The following is a 13,238-nucleotide window of genomic DNA, read 5'->3' on the forward strand; positions in this document are numbered from 1 at the left end:
GCGAGGGGAAGTCTCGGGGTCGGTGCGCCAACCCTGCCAGGCGTCTGGTTGTTCCCGCGAGCGTCCTTAGGGTGATGTTCATGACCGACGAGAAGCAGCCGACGTCCACCACGTCCACCACGAGCCTCGTCGAGGCTCGGCCGGCCGAGCCGACCGACGACCTCGTCACCACCCAGCACCGTCTGAAGGCCGGTCGCCGCACGCTCGACTACACCGCCACGACCGGCCGGGTCGTGCTGCGCGAGGAGGTCTACGACGACGGCGTCTTCCAGGGCCACCAGGCCAAGGCCGAGATCTCGATCACCTCCTACGTCGTCGACGGCGAGCCCGACCGCCCGGTCACGTTCGCCTTCAACGGCGGCCCGGGCAGCTCGAGCGTGTGGCTCCACCTGGGCCTGCTCGGCCCGCGCCGTGTCGTCATGGGCGACGCCGGCGCACTGCTGCCCCCGCCGTACGGGCTGGCCGACAACGCCGAGAGCCTGCTCGCGGTCAGCGACCTCGTGCTCATCGACCCCGTCTCCACCGGCTACTCCCGTGCGGTCAAGGGCACGAAGCCCGAGCCGTTCCACGGCTACCAGGGCGACATCGACTCGATCGCCGAGCTGATCCGGCTCTGGACGTCGCGCCACGGGCGGTGGCTCTCCCCCAAGCTGCTGCTCGGCGAGTCCTACGGCACGCTGCGCGCCGCCGCGCTGGCCGAGAGGCTCCAGACGCGCTACGGCATGTACGTCAACGGCGTCGCGCTCATCTCGAGCGTGCTCGACCTGTCGTCGATCGACTTCGAGAACCAGCGCAACGACCGCGCCCACGCGCTCTACCTGCCCACCTACGCCGCCATCGCCAGCTACCACGGCAAGCTCGGCCGCACGTCGCTGAAGAAGGCCGTCGCCGCGGCCGAGGCCTACGTCGACGACTACCGCGCCGTCCTGGCGCGGGGGTCGCGCCTGACGCCGAAGGAGCGCGCGGCCGCCGTCAGCCGCGTCGCCGCGCTCACCGGCCTGAGCGAGGACTACGTCGACCGCGCCGACCTCCGCATCGAGCACTGGCGCTTCTTCGGTGAGCTGCTGCGCGACCGTCGGCAGACCGCCGGCCGGCTCGACGGCCGGTTCTCCGGACCGGCGGCCAGCGCGATCGCCGAGAGCATGGACGCCGACCCGTCGATGGACGCGATCGCCGGGCCCTACTCGGCCGCCTACAACCACTACGTGCGCAGCGAGCTGCGCTACGAGAACGACCTGCCCTACGAGCAGATCAGCTCGCGCGTGCACCCGTGGTCGTTCAAGGACTTCGAGGGCCGTCCGATCGACGTGAGCCCGCAGCTCGAGCGGGCGATGCGCACCAACCCGCACCTGAAGGTGCACGTGGCCTACGGCTACTACGACGGCGCGACGCCCCACCACGCCGCCGAGGACGTCATCGCCCACCTCAACCTGCCCGACGAGCTGCGCGCCAACATCGAGCACGCCTACTACGAGGCCGGCCACATGATGTACGTCCACGAGCCCACCCGCGTGCAGCAGAGCAAGGACCTCGCCGACTTCGTGCGCCGCTGCACCCCCTGACAAAAGTCACGGTCGCGTCGTGACCAAGCGACGAGGGTCGACGGCGGCGTCCGCCACAGGCTGGGGCCATGACCACCAGCCAGCTCGGGAGCGTCTCGCGGACGCCGTCGACCCCCGCCGTCCCCGCCATCAGCCTGGACGGCGTCACCAAGACCTTCGGGTCCGTCGAGGCCGTGCGCGGTCTCGACCTCGAGATCCACCAGGGCGAGGTCGTCGCGTTCCTCGGCCCCAACGGTGCCGGCAAGACCACCAGCATCGACATGGTGCTCGGGCTCAGCCGGCCGACGTCGGGCGAGGTGCGGGTGCTCGGGCTCGAGCCGCGCGAGGCGATCGCGCGAGGCCTGGTGTCGGCGGTGATGCAGAGCGGCGGGCTGGTCAAGGACCTCACCGTCCGCGAGACCGTCGCCTACACCGCCAGCCTGTTCGCCGACACCCGACCGGTCGACGACGTGCTCGCCGACGCCGGCATCACCGAGCTGGCCGGCCGCAAGGTCGGCGCGTGCTCGGGCGGTGAGCAGCAACGGCTCCGGTTCGCGATGGCGCTGCTGCCCGACCCCGCCCTGCTCCTGCTCGACGAGCCGACGACCGGCATGGACGTCGAGGGCCGCCGTCGGTTCTGGTCGACGATCCGCGCCGACGCCCGGCAGGGCCGCACCATCATGTTCGCCACGCACTACCTCGAGGAGGCCGACCAGTACGCCGACCGGATCGTGCTGGTCCGCCACGGCCAGGTCGTCGCCGACGGCACCGGCGCCGAGATCAAGTCGCTGGCCTCCGGTCGCACGGTCCGCGCGACGGTGACGTCGGCCGGTGACCACGCCGACGCGCTGAGCCGCATCGCCGGCGTCGAGGGCGTGGAGGTGCGTGGCGACGTCGTCGTCGTCCACACCCGCGACAGCGACGCCGTCGCCCGGCACCTGCTCACCACGACCGACGCGCACGACCTGGAGATCACCGCCCAGGGCCTCGAGGAGGCCTTCATCAGCCTGACCGGAGAGGACCACGCAGCATGAGCGTCACGTCGCCCACCATCGAGGCCCGGCGCGTGCCCCGCGCCGGCGGCTTCAACCGCACCCTGCTCGGCATCGAGCTCAAGCGGATGCTGCGCAACAAGCGCACCATCTTCTTCGCGCTGTTCTTCCCCGCGATCCTGTTCTTCGTCTTCGGCTCGGGCAACGACGGTGCCGAGCGGGTCGGCGACGGCAACGTGTCGGCCTACATCCTCATCTCGATGGCGCTGTACGGCGGCGCCCTGATCTCGGCGGCCGCCGGCGCCAACGTCGCCGTCGAACGGGCGCTCGGCTGGTCGCGCCAGCTGCGGCTGACGCCGCTCCATCCCGTCGCCTACATCGCGGTCAAGGCCATCGTGGCGCTGGCGATGGGCGCGTTCGCCGTCACCGTGGTCAACGTGGTCGGTGCGGTGCAGGGCACGGCCGAGATGTCGGTGGCCACCTGGATCGAGTGCGCCGTGATCACCCTGCTCTGCACGACCACGTTCTCGGCGCTCGGCATCTTCGCCGGCTACCTGCTGCCGAGCGAGAACGTCATGCAGGTGCTCGGGCCCGGCCTCGCCGTCCTGTCGTTCCTCGGCGGGCTGTTCATCCCGCTCGACCAGTACAGCGACGTCGTGCGCCACATCGCCTACTGGACGCCGATGTACGGCGTCTCGGAGATCGCGCGCTCGCCGCTGACGCACGAGCTGCCCTGGTTCGCCGTCGTCAACGCCGTCGTCTGGCTCGGCGTCTTCGTCGCAGGTGCGGCCTGGCGGATGAGCAAGGACACCGCCCGGGTGTGAGGCGCCGGGGTGCTCGGCTCAGCGCCGCCAGAACAGGTGGTGCCGCACGCCGCTGGTCGGCCCGGTGACGACCTCGAGGTGGAAGCGGTCGGCGAGCTCGTCCGGGCTCTCCCACAGCCGGGCACCCGAGCCGAGCTCGCCCGGGTGCACGGCGACGTGGAGGGTGTCGACGAGGTCGGCGTCGAGGAACGAGCGGATGATCGTCGCGCCGCCGCCGAGTCGGACGTCCTGGCCGCCGGCCGCGGCCCGGGCCCGCTCGAGCACCACGGCCGGCTGGTCGTCGGTGAAGTGGAAGGTCGTGTCGGCCAGCGCGAACGACGGGCGCAGGTGGTGGGTCATCACGAAGACGGGCGTGTGGAACGGCGGGACGTCGCCCCACCAGCCCCGCCACTCGTGATCGGCCCACGGGCCCCGGTACGGGCTGAACTTGTGGGCGCCCATGATCTCGGCGCCGATGCCGTGGGCGAAGTCGCGGGTGAAGTAGTCCTCGAGGCCCCGGGAGCCGCCCGGCCCGGTGCGGTTCGGGAAGCTCGCGGTGCTGACGGCCCACCCCATGAGCTCCCTGGGGTCGGCATGGCCGAACGGGGTCTCGAGGCTCTGGCCGTCGCCGGCGCCGAAGCCGTCGTTGCTCACGGTGAAGTTCTGGACGCGGAGGAGCTGGGTCACGTGGCATTCGACCACGCGCGGCGCGCGGACTCATCGGTCGCGGCATGACCGGGCGCGCCCCGGTTACGGTGCGACGGTGACCAGCCCGCCGTCCCCGACGCCCGTCGGTCGTCTGGGACCGTTCTTCGCCGCGATCTGGCTGTTCTTCCTCGTCACCCCGCTCCACGACGCGTGGACGCGCGACGACCAGCTCCAGCGCTGGACCGGTCTGGTCGCCACGCTCGCCTTCGCCGCGGTCTACATGACCTTGTGGGTGCGCGCCCGCGCCGACCGGGCCCGGCTCGTCGAGGCGCCGCCGCTGCGGTGGTCGGCCGCCTACGTCGTCGCGCTCGTCGTCCTCGGCGGGGTGATGATCGCCGTGCTCGGCGAGTCCGGCCTGACCTCGGTCGTCTACGTCGGCGTGGCGCTGGTGATGGTCTTCCCCCTACGGGTCGCCGGGCCGGTCATCGTCGCGCTGGTCGTCGTCACCATCGGACTCGGCGCGGTCGAGGGCTGGGGCAGCCAGGTCGGCACCGCGTTCGGCCTGCTGGCCGCCTCGGTCGCGGTGTTCGGGCTGCGGACCGTGCTGAGCCGCAACATCGAGCTCCTGCGCGCCCACGAGGAGAACGCCCGGCTCGCCGTCGACAGCGAGCGCAGCCGGTTCGCCCGCGACCTGCACGACATCCTCGGGCACTCGCTCACCGTCATCACCGTCAAGGCCGAGCTGGCCGGCCGGCTGATGGACGTCGACCACGACCGCGCGCGGCAGGAGGTCGCCGACCTCGAGCGGCTGAGCCGCGACGCGCTCGCCGACGTCCGGCGCGCCGTCGAGGGCTACCGCGAGCTGACGCTGCCGGGCGAGCTGGCGAAGGCGCGGTCGGCCCTCGAGGCCGCCGGCATCGCGGCCGACCTGCCGAACTCGACCGACGACGTGCCCTCCGACCTGCGCGAGCTGTTCGCGTGGACCGTGCGCGAGGGCGTCACCAACGTCGTCCGGCACTCGGGCGCCTCGCGGTGCGTGGTGGTGCTCGACGCGACCAGCGCCGAGGTCCGCGACGACGGCTGCGGCTCGGCCACCGGGCCGGGGTCCGGCCTGCAGGGCCTGCGCGAGCGCGCCGCCGCCGTCGGGGCCACCCTCGTCGTCCGCGACCTGGCGCCCGGGTTCTCGCTCCGGGTGGTGCACCACCCATGAGCGACCCGATCCGTCTTCTGCTCGCCGACGACCAGGCCCTCGTGCGCGGCGCGCTCTCCGCGCTGCTGCAGCTCGAGCCCGACCTGGTCGTCGTGGCCGAGGTCGGCACGGGCACCGACGCCGTCACCGCGGCCCTCGAGCACCGGCCCGACGTCGCCCTGCTCGACGTGGAGATGCCCGGACTCGACGGCATCGAGGCGACCGCCGAGGTGCGCCGGGTCTCCCCCGGCACCCGGGTGCTGATCGTGACGACGTTCGGTCGGCCCGGCTACCTGCGCCGCGCCCTGCGGGCCGGCGCGTCGGGCTTCGTCGTCAAGGACACCCCCGCCGCCCAGCTCGCCGACGCCGTCCGCCGCGTCCACGCCGGCCTGCGCGTCGTCGACCCGGCGCTGGCCACCGACTCGCTCGCCACCGGCGACTCGCCGCTGACGGCGCGCGAGTCCGACGTGCTCCGCGCGGCGCGCGACGGTGCCACGGTCGCCGTCCTCGCCGCGCGGCTGTCGCTGTCGGAGGGCACCGTGCGCAACCACCTCTCCGCGGCCATCGGCAAGACCGGGGCCGCCAACCGGGGCGAGGCGGTACGGGTCGCCGACGAGAACGGCTGGTTGTAGCGGTACTCCGGCGGGCGGCCCCGCGGGTGACTCGCGGTGGCGACGATCCGGCGTACCGTGGCCCGCATGCGACGCGTCCTCGTCACCTCGGTCATGCTCGCCCTCGTCGCTCCGCTCCTCTCGGTGGCGCCATCCACCGGTGCCGCCGACGACGCGCCCCGGCCCACCGTGGCGGCGTCCGAGCGGCGGGTGCCGGCCCTGAGCGTGAGCACGCGGGTCGCCGGGCTCAACCACCCGTGGGACGTCAAGGAGCTGCCGAGCGGCTCGCTGCTGATCACCGAGCGCGACCCGGCCCGCCTCACGCTGGCGACGAGGAGCGGGACCAAGCGCGCGATCGCGTTCCCCCGCAACCGCATCTGGACGTCGGGCGAGACCGGGTTGATGGGACTGGCCGTCGACCCGGCGTTCACGAAGAACCGGCGGTTCTACACCTGCAGCGGCTGGCAGAAGGACGGCGGCGGCCACGACGTCCGCGTCAACGCCTGGACCCTCGACCGCGGCGAGCGCCGCGCCACCTTCAAGCGGACGCTCCTGCGCGGGCTGCCCACCACCAGCGGTCGCCACGGCGGCTGCCGGCTGCTCATCGGCCGCAGCGGGGCGCTCGTCGTCGGCACCGGCGACGCCGCCGTGGGCACCAACCCGCGCGACCTCACCTCGCTCGGCGGCAAGACCCTGCGTCTCGACCGGTTCAGCGGCAAGCCCTGGAAGCGCAACCCCTTCCGCAAGGCCGCGAACCGCAACAAGCGCTACGTGTTCACCTACGGCCACCGCAACGTGCAGGGCCTGGCCCAGCGGCGCGACGGCACGGTGTGGTCGGTCGAGCACGGCTCCTACCGCGACGACGAGGTCAACCTGCTGCGCCGCGGTGGCGACTACGGCTGGAACCCGGTGCCCGGTTACGACGAGTCGGTGCCGATGACCGACCAGTCGCTGCCCGGTCGCCAGCGCAACGCCTCCTGGCGCTCCGGCACGCCCACCGTCGCCACGTCGGGGGCCGCGTTCGTCAACGGCGCGAAGTGGGGCCGTGCCAACGGCGCGCTGTTCGTCGCCACGCTGGCCGGCGAGCGGCTCCTGGTCATGACGTTCGGTCCGCAGGGCGGCCTGCGCTCGGTGACGACGCCCGCCGAGCTGCGCGGCACCTACGGCCGGCTGCGCGCCGTCACCCAGCTGCGCAACGGCAACGTGCTGGTCACCACCGACGCCGACGGCGGCCAGGGCAAGGTCCTGCTGGTCACCCCGCGCTGACCCGCAGTGCCAGCCGTCAGGCCTCCCATCCGAGGCCCGCGGCCCCGGCCACCAGCACCGCGAACCACACGGCCGTCGCCCCCAGCGCCACGACGGTGATGCGCCTCGGGTGCGAGGTGAACCACGAGCAGGCGAGCGCGAACAGCCCCACCCAGAGCAGCATCAGGAGCGTCACCGCCCACCACGGGGCGATCGTCGCGCTGGCGGCGTACAGGAAGAACGTGGCGGCCATGAGGCACATGCCGCCGAACGGCCAGAAGTCGGTCGCGGCGGGCGCCTTCGCGACCCGCCGTCGCTCGAACGCCAACTCAGTCCTCGAGCTCGTCGTCGTTCCACCGGGGATCGTGGTCCCAGGCCTCGCTCTTCTCGTGCGCGGTCTCGATCGCCCGCGCGGCCTCGGCCTCGGAGGCGTAGGGGCCGAGCCGGTCCTTGTTGGGGCACCCGTCGCGGGTCTCGACGCGCGAGTGCTTGATGCAGTACCAGTACTCCGGCTGATCGGCCATGGGCCGACACTACGCCGCTACTACGCTTGCCGACCGTGACCCCGATCGTTGCCGGCACCGTGTCCCCCCGTCGCCCGGTCCCCCGCGAGATCCGACGGCCCGAGTACGTCGACCGCGACGCGCCCACGCCCTACGACGGCCCCCTCGTGCAGGACGCCGACACGATCGAGCGCATGCGCGCCGCCGGGCGCCTGGCCGCACAGGCCCGCGAGCTGGTCGGTGCGGCCGTCGTCCCCGGCGTCACCACCGACGAGCTCGACCGTCTCGGTCACGAGTTCCTCTGCGACCACGGCGCCTACCCCTCCACCCTCGGCTACCGCGGGTTCCCGAAGTCGCTGTGCTCGAGCGTCAACGAGGTCGTGTGCCACGGCATCCCCGACAGCCGCGTGGTCGACGACGGCGACATCGTCAACATCGACGTGACCGCTTTCCTCGACGGCGTCCACGGCGACACCAACGCCACGTTCCTCGCCGGCGACGTCGACGAGCCCACCCGGCTGCTCGTCGAGCACACCCGCGAGGCGCTCGACCGGGCGATCAGGGCGGTCCGGCCCGGGCGCCGGATGAACGTGATCGGCCGCGTCATCGAGTCCTACGCCAAGCGGCACGGCTACGGCGTCGTCGAGGAGTTCACCGGACACGGCATCTGCTCGTCCTTCCACAACGGTCTGGTCGTCCCGCACTACGACTCACCAGACCACGACGAGCTCATCGAGGTCGGCATGACCTTCACCATCGAGCCGATGCTCAACCTCGGCACCCGCGAGATCGAGATGTGGGACGACGGCTGGACCGTCGTCACCGCCGACGGTCGCCCGTCGGCCCAGTTCGAGCACACCCTGGTCGTCACGGCGTCCGGCGCCGAGGTGCTGACCGTCGCCTGAGCCGCGTCGTGCCATCGCGTGACATCGGTCTCCCACTAGGGTCGGGAGGCATGAACGCGATGTTCGAGGGCTACGAGACCAGCGGACCGGCGTACGACGAGATGTTCGACGGCGACACGCTGCGCTCGCCCTACCTGCGCCTGCGCGAGACGCTCGCGACGCTCACCCAACCCGAGATCGTCACCCGGGTCGAGGCGCTGCAGGCCGGCTACCTCGACCAGGGCGTCACCTTCGACATCGGCGGCGAGGAGCGCGCGTTCCCGCTCGACATCCTGCCGCGGGTGATCGAGCAGGACACGTGGACCACGCTCGACTCCGGCGTCCAGCAGCGGGTCAAGGCGCTGGAGATGTTCCTGGCCGACATCTACGACGCCGGCCAGGTCTTCGACGACGGCGTCATCCCCCGCCGCGTGATCACCACCTCGAGCCACTACCACCGGGCCGCGGCCAACGTCCGCCCGCCCAACGGCGTCCGGGTGCACGTGTCGGGCATCGACCTCATCCGCGACAACGCCGGTGAGTTCCGGGTGCTCGAGGACAACGTGCGGGTGCCGTCCGGGGTGTCGTACGTGATGACCAACCGCCGCGCGATCAGCTCGGCCCTGCCCGAGACGACCGCGGCCCACCGCATCCGCCCGGTCGCCGGCTACCCGCAGCGGCTGCTGGCCGCGCTGCGCGCCGCGGCCCCGGCGGGTGTCACCGACCCGACCGTCGTGGTGCTCACGCCCGGCGTCTACAACGGCGCCTACTTCGAGCACGCGCTGCTGGCGCGCACCATGGGCGTCGAGCTGGTCGAGGGCCGCGACCTCGAGTGCCGGCGCGGGCGCGTGATGATGCGGACGACGCAGGGCCTGGCGCCGGTGCACGTGATCTACCGCCGCGTCGACGACGAGTTCCTCGACCCCGTGCACTTCCGGGCCGACTCGATGCTCGGCGTCCCGGGCCTCATTGACGCCGCCCGCGCCGGCAACGTCGTGCTCGCCAACGCGGTGGGCAACGGCGTCGCCGACGACAAGCTGGTCTACACCTACCTGCCCGACATCATCCGCTACTACCTCTCCGAGGAGCCGGTGATCAAGAACGTCGACACCTGGCGCGTGGGCGACGCCGGCGCGCGCGAGGAGGTGCTCGACCGGCTCGACGAGCTCGTCCTCAAGCCCGTCGACGGCTCGGGCGGCAAGGGCATCGTGATCGGGCCGCGCGCCACGCGGGCCGAGCTCGACGAGCTGCGCGGCAAGATCCTCGACTCGCCCCGCGACTGGATCGCCCAGCCCGTCGTCCAGCTCTCCACGGTGCCGACGTTCGTCGACGGCGAGCTCGGCCCGCGCCACGTCGACCTGCGACCCTTCGCCGTCAACGACGGCAACCGGGTGTGGGTGCTGCCCGGTGGCCTGACCCGGGTCGCGCTCGCCAAGGGCGAGCTGATCGTCAACTCCTCCCGCGGCGGCGGCTCCAAGGACACCTGGGTGCTGGCCGGACCGTCGGTGAGCCATGCCGAGCTGGGCGCCGAGACCGCGCCGGTCGAGGAGCCGGCCCCGGTCGAGGTCGTCGAGACCTCGCGCGACGCCGCACCGGCCGAGACCCCCGGGCCGGCGATCACCGCGATGCACGAGCAGGCCGAGCAACAGCAACAGCTCGGGCCACCGGTGGTCGAGGGGCGACGAACGAGCCTCGAGACCCCGGGAGGTGACCGCCCGTGCTGAGCCGCATCGCCGAGTCGATGTTCTGGATCGGCCGCTACGTCGAGCGCGCCGAGGACACCGCACGCATCCTCGACGTGCAGACCTCGCTGCTGCTCGAGGACGCCACCCTCGACGTCGACGAGACCTGTCACGGACTGCTGTCGATCATGGGCGTCGACGACGCGCCCGAGCACGTCGACCTCGGGTACGTGCTGCAGACGCTGGCCTACGACCCGCGCTCCCCCGTCTCGATCGCGGCGGCCATCGGCGCCGCCCGCGAGAGCGCCCGCCGGGCCCGCGAGACGCTCTCGGTGCCGCTGTGGGAGGTCATCAACACCACCAACCGAGACATCGTGTCCGGCCGATTCGCCACGCGCCGCACGCCGGGCGTCTTCCAGTGGGTGCGCGAGCGCGCCGCCCTGGTCAACGGCACCGCCGACGCGACCATGACCCGCGACGAGGGCTGGCAGTTCCTCATGCTGGGCCGCTGCATCGAGCGGGCCGACATGACCTCACGACTGGTCGCGACGGCGTCGGTCACCAGTGGCACCACCGACCAGTGGACGAGCACGTTGCGCGCCTGCGGCGCCTACGAGGCGTTCCTGCGCACCTACCGCGGGCTCTCCACCGAGCGGGCCGCGGCGGAGTTCCTGCTGCTCGACCGGCTGTTCCCGCGATCGGTCGTCTTCTCGCTCAACCGGGCCGAGCAGTGTCTCGACAACCTCGAGTCGGGCGGGCAGCGCGCCGGCATCCAGAACGACGCGCAACGCCTGCTGGGCCGCACCCGCGCCGAGCTGGAGTACCGCTCGCTCTCCGACGTCGTCGCCGACCTGCCCACCGAGATGGAGCGGCTGCAGCGCACCTGCGCGATGGCCACCGAGGCCGTCACCAAGAGGTTCTTCGCCGGGGCCGAGGCCCTGGCCTGGCACGGGATGGGAGGAGCGTGACGATGTCCATGCAGCTGCGAGTCGTCCACACCACGACCTTCGAGTACGACGGCAAGGCCGTCGCCTCCTACAACCAGGCGCGCCTGACCCCGGTCACCACGACCGAGCAGATCGTCGTCCACAGCCGGCTCGAGGTGAGCCCGAAGCCGTGGACCTTCGACTACCGCGACTACTTCGGCTCGGCCGTCACGGCCTTCGAGGTCGTCGATCCCCACGAGGCGATGACGGTCGCCGCGACGTCCACCGTGCAGGTCGACCGACCGCCGGCCCGGCCCGCCGTCCAGACCTGGGAGCAGGTGGCGGCCCGCGAGGTCGCCGACCGCTGGACCGAGATGCTCACCGCCTCCGACCTCGTCGAGCCGACGCCCGACTTCGCCCAGCGCGCGAAGCAGGTGGCCGCCGATCACGAGCTGCCGGGCGAGGCCGCGCGCGACCTGTGCGCGATGGTGCACGACGAGGTCGAGTTCTCCCCGGGCTCCACCACGGTCAAGGGCACCGGCGCCACCGCCTGGCGACAACGCGCCGGCGTCTGCCAGGACCTCGCCCACCTCGTCGTCGGCGGCCTGCGCACGATCGGCATCCCGGCCCGCTACGTCTCCGGCTACGTGCACCCCGACCGCGACCCCGTGGTCGGCACCACGGTCACCGGTGCCTCGCACGCGTGGGTCGAGTGGTGGGACGACGGCTGGCAGGCCCACGACCCGTGCCACGACGCCACCCCCGACGACCGCTACGTCGTCCTGGCCCGGGGACGTGACTACGACGACGTCAAGCCGATCAGCGGCATCTACTCCGGCGCCGCCACCTCGCGCATGACCGTCACCGTCGACATCACCCGCCTGGCCTGACGCCGTTCCCGACCGGGCTGAGAACGGTTCCCACTACTCGTGGGAGGATGACGCGGTGGCCGGATCGCACGCACGACGACGCGACGACGTCCCGACCCCCGGCGCTGGGCACGGGCACGGGCACGGACACGGCGACGTGCACGTCGACGTCGGCCGCGGCCCGAGGTCGGCCCTGGTCGGCTCCCTTGTCGCGATCCTGGTCGCGGTGCTGGCCGGCGTCGTGCTGCTGTGGCCCGACGGCTCCCGTGTCGACGACCTCGCCGACGACCTGCAGTTCGCGGCACCCGGGGTGACGTTCCCCCAGGCCGAGGTGCTCGCCGTCCAGGAGCCGTGTGCCGACGCCCGACCGGCGCAGGGGTGCGGGCAGATCGAGGTGCGCGTCGCCGAAGGTGACGACGAGGGCACCGAGCTCCTGGTCGCCGTGCCGCGCGACGTGCTCGGCTCGTCGTTGGCCGAGGGCGACCGGGTCAAGCTCATCCGCACCCCGCCCCAGGCGGACGGCCAGCCAGCCACCCTCAACTACTTCGGCATCGTGCGCACCGCCCCCCTGGCGATCCTGGCGATCGTCTTCGTCGTGGTGGTGCTGGCCGTCGCCCGCTTCCGCGGGCTCATGGCCCTGTTGGGCCTGACGTTCGCCGTCGGCGTGCTGGGGTGGTTCATGCTGCCCGCGCTGCTCTCGGGCGAGTCGGCGGTGCTGATCGGCGCGGTGGGCTCGGCGGCGATCATGTACGTCGTCCTCTACACGACGCACGGCTTCTCGTTGCGCACCAGCGCAGCGCTGGCGGGCACGATGGCCGGCATCGCCGTCACCACCGTGCTCGGCGTCGTCGCCGTCGGCGCCACCCGCCTCACCGGCGTGGCCGACGAGGGCTCACGCGCGCTCAGCGCCGTCGCCACCGACCTGTCGTTCCCGGGCCTGTTCTCCTGCGCGATCATCGTCGCCGGTCTCGGCGTGCTCAACGACGTGACCATCACCCAGGCCTCGGCCGTGTGGGAGCTGCGCGCCGCCTCACCGCGCATGTCGCGTGCCAAGGTCTTCTCGAGCGGCATGCGCATCGGTCGCGACCACATCGCCTCGACCATCTACACGATCGTGTTCGCCTACGCGGGCACCGCGCTCACGGTGCTGCTCGTGCTCCGGCTCTACGAGCTGCCCACCGGCACGCTGCTCGCCACCGAGGAGATCACCCAGGAGGTCGTGCGCACCCTCGCGACCAGCATCGGGCTCGTGCTCGCCGTCCCGTTGACGACGCTGATCGCCGTGGCGACCCTGCCGCGGGCCGTCGATGACGACGACCTCGAACCCGCGTAGCTCGCGCGACGC

Annotated in this window: 14 protein-coding genes; 11 read left to right on the forward strand and 3 right to left on the reverse strand. The window is 72.5% G+C overall.

The annotated features are described in order from the left end of the window. Positions 1-80: 80 nt before the first annotated feature. The 3 genes from ABFT23_RS17790 to ABFT23_RS17800 all read left to right on the forward strand — a co-directional run bounded on the left by ABFT23_RS17790 (position 81) and on the right by ABFT23_RS17800 (position 3,357). Positions 81-1,562 carry a S10 family peptidase gene (locus tag ABFT23_RS17790; protein WP_347897585.1) on the forward strand — a complete coding sequence of 494 codons (1,482 nt, stop codon included), beginning with the start codon at positions 81-83 and terminating at the stop codon, positions 1,560-1,562. 68 nt (positions 1,563-1,630) lie between these two features. After that, a complete protein-coding gene (locus ABFT23_RS17795) occupies positions 1,631-2,575 on the forward strand; it encodes an ABC transporter ATP-binding protein (protein WP_347897587.1) in 945 nt (314 codons plus the stop codon). Then, positions 2,572-3,357 (forward strand): ABC transporter permease, encoded by a 786-nt coding sequence (locus tag ABFT23_RS17800; RefSeq protein WP_347897589.1) that lies wholly within the window; start codon positions 2,572-2,574, stop codon positions 3,355-3,357. The genes ABFT23_RS17795 and ABFT23_RS17800 overlap by 4 nt, the downstream gene beginning before the upstream one ends. An 18-nt stretch (positions 3,358-3,375) precedes the next feature. On the opposite strand, the gene ABFT23_RS17805 is transcribed toward ABFT23_RS17800, so the two are convergent. Beyond that, a complete protein-coding gene (locus ABFT23_RS17805; RefSeq protein ID WP_347897591.1) occupies positions 3,376-4,023 on the reverse strand; it encodes a dihydrofolate reductase family protein in 648 nt (215 codons plus the stop codon). Positions 4,024-4,099: 76 nt separating this feature from the next. Between ABFT23_RS17805 and ABFT23_RS17810 the strand changes: the two genes are divergently transcribed. From ABFT23_RS17810 to ABFT23_RS17820, 3 genes are all read left to right on the forward strand, one after another. Further along, entirely contained in the window at positions 4,100-5,194 is a 1,095-nt protein-coding gene (locus ABFT23_RS17810) for a sensor histidine kinase (protein WP_347897592.1), read from the forward strand. Beyond that, positions 5,191-5,805 carry a response regulator transcription factor gene (locus ABFT23_RS17815; RefSeq protein WP_347897593.1) on the forward strand — a complete coding sequence of 205 codons (615 nt, stop codon included), beginning with the start codon at positions 5,191-5,193 and terminating at the stop codon, positions 5,803-5,805. Before ABFT23_RS17810 ends, ABFT23_RS17815 begins: the two co-directional genes overlap by 4 nt. A gap of 66 nt (positions 5,806-5,871) precedes the next feature. Then, complete coding sequence (locus ABFT23_RS17820; protein ID WP_347897594.1) at positions 5,872-7,050, forward strand: PQQ-dependent sugar dehydrogenase; 1,179 nt, start codon at positions 5,872-5,874, stop codon at positions 7,048-7,050. A 16-nt stretch (positions 7,051-7,066) separates the two neighbouring features. Here ABFT23_RS17820 and ABFT23_RS17825 read toward each other — a convergent pair whose 3' ends face one another. Both ABFT23_RS17825 and ABFT23_RS17830 read right to left on the reverse strand, forming a co-directional pair. Beyond that, positions 7,067-7,357 carry a hypothetical protein gene (locus tag ABFT23_RS17825; protein ID WP_347897596.1) on the reverse strand — a complete coding sequence of 97 codons (291 nt, stop codon included), beginning with the start codon at positions 7,355-7,357 and terminating at the stop codon, positions 7,067-7,069. A 1-nt stretch (position 7,358) separates the two neighbouring features. Continuing rightward, entirely contained in the window at positions 7,359-7,553 is a 195-nt protein-coding gene (locus ABFT23_RS17830) for a hypothetical protein (protein ID WP_347897598.1), read from the reverse strand. A gap of 35 nt (positions 7,554-7,588) precedes the next feature. On the opposite strand from ABFT23_RS17830, the gene map reads away from it, so the two are divergent. The 5 genes from map to ABFT23_RS17855 are packed head-to-tail and all read left to right on the forward strand — an operon-like array spanning position 7,589 to position 13,226. Further along, complete coding sequence (map, locus tag ABFT23_RS17835) at positions 7,589-8,437, forward strand: type I methionyl aminopeptidase (protein WP_347897600.1); 849 nt, start codon at positions 7,589-7,591, stop codon at positions 8,435-8,437. A 50-nt stretch (positions 8,438-8,487) separates the two neighbouring features. Further along, a complete protein-coding gene (locus ABFT23_RS17840) occupies positions 8,488-10,140 on the forward strand; it encodes a circularly permuted type 2 ATP-grasp protein (RefSeq protein WP_347897602.1) in 1,653 nt (550 codons plus the stop codon). Beyond that, the gene (locus ABFT23_RS17845; protein WP_347897603.1) at positions 10,134-11,066 is read left to right on the forward strand and encodes an alpha-E domain-containing protein; all 933 of its coding nucleotides are present in this window, start codon (positions 10,134-10,136) and stop codon (positions 11,064-11,066) included. Before ABFT23_RS17840 ends, ABFT23_RS17845 begins: the two co-directional genes overlap by 7 nt. A gap of 2 nt (positions 11,067-11,068) precedes the next feature. Next, a complete protein-coding gene (locus ABFT23_RS17850; protein ID WP_347897605.1) occupies positions 11,069-11,914 on the forward strand; it encodes a transglutaminase family protein in 846 nt (281 codons plus the stop codon). A gap of 55 nt (positions 11,915-11,969) precedes the next feature. Beyond that, complete coding sequence (locus tag ABFT23_RS17855; RefSeq protein ID WP_347897607.1) at positions 11,970-13,226, forward strand: YibE/F family protein; 1,257 nt, start codon at positions 11,970-11,972, stop codon at positions 13,224-13,226. Positions 13,227-13,238 lie beyond the last annotated feature (12 nt).

Origin of the sequence: Nocardioides secundeburneus (assembly GCF_039939255.1) — a bacterium.
In the GTDB taxonomy this organism is placed as follows: domain Bacteria; phylum Actinomycetota; class Actinomycetes; order Propionibacteriales; family Nocardioidaceae; genus Nocardioides.

Excerpts from the sequence above, each read along its gene's own strand:
- ABFT23_RS17790 (WP_347897585.1), top strand. The coding sequence starts at position 81 with ATGACCGACGAGAAGCAGCCGACGTCCACCACGTCCACCACGAGCCTC.
- ABFT23_RS17795 (WP_347897587.1), top strand. The coding sequence starts at position 1,631 with ATGACCACCAGCCAGCTCGGGAGCGTCTCGCGGACGCCGTCGACCCCC.
- ABFT23_RS17800 (WP_347897589.1), top strand. The coding sequence starts at position 2,572 with ATGAGCGTCACGTCGCCCACCATCGAGGCCCGGCGCGTGCCCCGCGCC.
- ABFT23_RS17815 (WP_347897593.1), top strand. The coding sequence starts at position 5,191 with ATGAGCGACCCGATCCGTCTTCTGCTCGCCGACGACCAGGCCCTCGTG.
- ABFT23_RS17820 (WP_347897594.1), top strand. The coding sequence starts at position 5,872 with ATGCGACGCGTCCTCGTCACCTCGGTCATGCTCGCCCTCGTCGCTCCG.
- ABFT23_RS17830 (WP_347897598.1), bottom strand. The coding sequence starts at position 7,553 with ATGGCCGATCAGCCGGAGTACTGGTACTGCATCAAGCACTCGCGCGTC.
- ABFT23_RS17840 (WP_347897602.1), top strand. The coding sequence starts at position 8,488 with ATGAACGCGATGTTCGAGGGCTACGAGACCAGCGGACCGGCGTACGAC.
- ABFT23_RS17850 (WP_347897605.1), top strand. The coding sequence starts at position 11,069 with ATGTCCATGCAGCTGCGAGTCGTCCACACCACGACCTTCGAGTACGAC.